A 2,842-nucleotide genomic window follows, 5' to 3' on the forward strand; every position below is an offset into this window, starting at 1 on the left:
CCGACGGCATGCTCGACCCGAAGGTCTTCGCGCTCGATACCGACGACGCGCTCATCAACGTCGACGGCCCGATCAACCTGCGCGACGAATCGCTCGACCTGAAGATCCATCCGCACACGAAGGGCTTCCGGATCTTCTCGCTGCGCTCGCCGTTGTATGCGAAGGGCACGTTCAAGAACCCGAAGGTCGGCGTCGATGCGGGCGCGCTCGCGCTGCGCGCCGGCGCGATGGTCGGGCTCGGGCTGATCAACCCGTTCGCGGCGCTGATCCCGCTGATCGCGCCGAGCAACAACCGCGACGTGCCGTGCTCGGAACTGTTCGGGCAGATGAAGGCGCAGGCGGCGCAGAAAGCGGCCAAGAAGGCCGGCAAGTGATGCGCGCAGCCGTCGGAGCGGCTTGTGCCGCGGTGCGGCGGCTCGGCATCGTTGCCGCGACCGGCTGAGCGCTGGCCGTGCGGCGCCGCCGAGGTGCTCAGCGGCGCGCGCGCGCCCAGACGATCACCGGTTCGACCTCCCGGCCGCCGATCCGCACTGGCCCGGCGGTGCCGAGTTGCAGCCGGTCGCCGTCCAGGCTGACGACACGCTGCTGGACGTTGCCGATCCAGTTCGGATACAGGCTGACGTCCATTTCATGAGTCAACGTGCCGTCGTCGTCGACATTAAAGGGGCCTGAATACGCGATGTAGCCGCGGGCCGCGGCCGCACGCTCCTCGACGCTGCCGCCCTGCAGGTCGCCGTCGGCGTACGGCGGGCGGCCGGCCGCCATCAACTGCGCGGACATGTAGCCGTCGGGCGTGTAGAGGATCCAGCCGCGCGCGTCGCGGCCGAGCGGATAGGTGACGGTCCCGCCGTCGCGCGGGCGGATTTCGTAGGACACGAGGCGCCACGCGCCGACGAGTTGTTCACGAAGCTGGCTGGCGAGCATGCGGGATTCCGGTAGGACGGCGGTGGGGCGCGTGCCGTCGTGTTGACGGGCCGGCGGGCGCCGCGGCTGAGGGCCGGGAATACGCCGCCGGGGCGGTGCGGTCGGCAGTTTCTCCGACACCTGCTAAAATACACGGTTTTCCGTCGATTTCTCTCTTACGGGACCTGCCGTGCTTTCTACTGCCAACATCACGATGCAATTCGGGCCGAAGCCCTTGTTCGAGAATATCTCGGTCAAATTCGGCGAGGGCAACCGCTACGGTCTGATCGGCGCGAACGGCTGTGGCAAGTCGACCTTCATGAAGATCCTCGGCGGCGACCTCGAGCCGAGCGCCGGCAACGTCGCGCTGGAGCCGAACGTCCGCCTGGGCAAGCTGCGCCAGGACCAGTTCGCGTACGAAGACGTGCGCGTGCTCGACGTCGTGATGATGGGCCACACCGAGATGTGGGCCGCGATGACCGAGCGTGACGCGATCTACGCGAACCCGGACGCCACCGACGACGACTACATGCACGCGGCCGAACTCGAAGGCAAGTTCGCCGAATACGGCGGCTACGACGCCGAGGCGCGCGCGGGCGCGCTGCTGCTCGGCATCGGCATCGAGGAGAAGTTCCACAACGGCACGATGGCCGACGTCGCGCCTGGCTGGAAGCTGCGCGTGCTGCTCGCGCAGGCGCTGTTCTCGAAGCCGGACGTGCTGCTGCTCGACGAACCGACCAACAACCTCGACATCAACTCGATCCGTTGGCTCGAGCAGACGCTCAACGAGTACAACTCGACGATGATCATCATCTCGCACGATCGTCACTTCCTGAACTCGGTGTGCACGCACATGGCCGACATGGACTTCGGCACGCTGAAGGTCTGGCCGGGCAACTACGACGACTACATGCTCGCGTCGGCGCAGGCGCGCGAGCGCCAGGCCGCCGCGAATACGCGTGCGAAGGAGCGCGTGGCCGAGCTGCAGGACTTCGTGCGCCGCTTCTCGGCGAACAAGTCGAAGGCGCGCCAGGCCACCAGCCGCGCGAAGCAGATCGACAAGATCAAGATCGAGGAATTCAAGCCGTCGTCGCGACAGAACCCGTTCATCCGCTTCGAGTTCGAGAAGAAGCTGCACAACGTCGCGGTGGTCGCCGAAGAGATCACCAAGAAGTACGAGCGCACGATTTTCCAGAACTTCAACCTGTCGGTGCAGCCGGGAGAGCGCATCGCGATCATCGGCGAGAACGGCGCGGGCAAGACGACGCTGCTGCGCTCGCTGCTCGGCGCGCTGCCGCTCGATCACGGCACCGTGAAGTGGTCGGAGAACGCGAACGTCGGCTACATGCCGCAGGACACGTACGAGGAATTCCCGAACGACATCACGCTGATGGACTGGATCGACCAGTACCGCAAGGACGGCGACGACGAAACGATGGTGCGCGGCACGCTGGGCCGCCTGCTGTTCTCGTCGGACGACATCAAGAAATCGGTGAAGGTGCTGTCGGGCGGCGAGAAGGGCCGCATGATCTGGGGCAAGCTGATGCTCGGCCGCCACAACGTGCTGCTGATGGACGAGCCGACCAACCACATGGACATGGAGTCGATCGAGTCGCTGCAGATCGCGCTCGAGCAGTTCGAAGGCACGCTGATTTTCGTGTCGCACGACCGCGAGTTCGTGAGCGGGCTGGCGAACCGGATCATCGAAGTGAAGACGGACGGCACGCTGTTCGACTTTGGCGGGAATTATGAGGAGTTCCTGACGAGTCAGGGGCAGGAGTAAGTGCCGTAAGGTTTTCTCCGGTCACGGGGCCAGGTTAGGCATCACCGCACGGAGCGAATTGCCAGAGGCGCTACAAGCCCGCATCGACAGCAATGTCGATGCGGGCTTTTTCATTTCCGCCGCGGCAAAACCCCACCGCGCTGGACATCCCAGTTT

The 2,842-nt window shown here is 65.3% G+C and carries 2 protein-coding genes and 1 pseudogene; 2 read left to right on the forward strand and 1 reads right to left on the reverse strand.

Translation table 11 applies throughout. From position 1 onward, the window contains the following. Positions 1 to 374 (forward strand): annotated as a pseudogene (locus JMF90_RS31910) (AsmA family protein); the annotation flags it as partial. Between the two features lie 97 nt (positions 375 to 471). Here JMF90_RS31910 and JMF90_RS31915 read toward each other — a convergent pair. Next, complete coding sequence (locus tag JMF90_RS31915) at positions 472 to 924, reverse strand: lipocalin-like domain-containing protein (RefSeq protein WP_011549721.1); 453 nt, start codon at positions 922 to 924, stop codon at positions 472 to 474. Between the two features lie 169 nt (positions 925 to 1,093). Here JMF90_RS31915 and JMF90_RS31920 point away from each other — a divergent pair, with 169 nt between their 5' ends. Then, complete coding sequence (locus JMF90_RS31920) at positions 1,094 to 2,686, forward strand: ABC-F family ATPase (RefSeq protein WP_011549722.1); 1,593 nt, start codon at positions 1,094 to 1,096, stop codon at positions 2,684 to 2,686. Positions 2,687 to 2,842 lie beyond the last annotated feature (156 nt).

This window comes from Burkholderia sp. E168m23 (genome assembly GCF_016586125.1).
Taxonomy (GTDB): domain Bacteria; phylum Pseudomonadota; class Gammaproteobacteria; order Burkholderiales; family Burkholderiaceae; genus Burkholderia; species Burkholderia orbicola.

What these genes read in the sequence shown, in the direction of transcription:
- JMF90_RS31915 (WP_011549721.1), bottom strand. Translation starts at nt 924, where the DNA reads ATGCTCGCCAGCCAGCTTCGTGAACAACTCGTCGGCGCGTGGCGCCTC.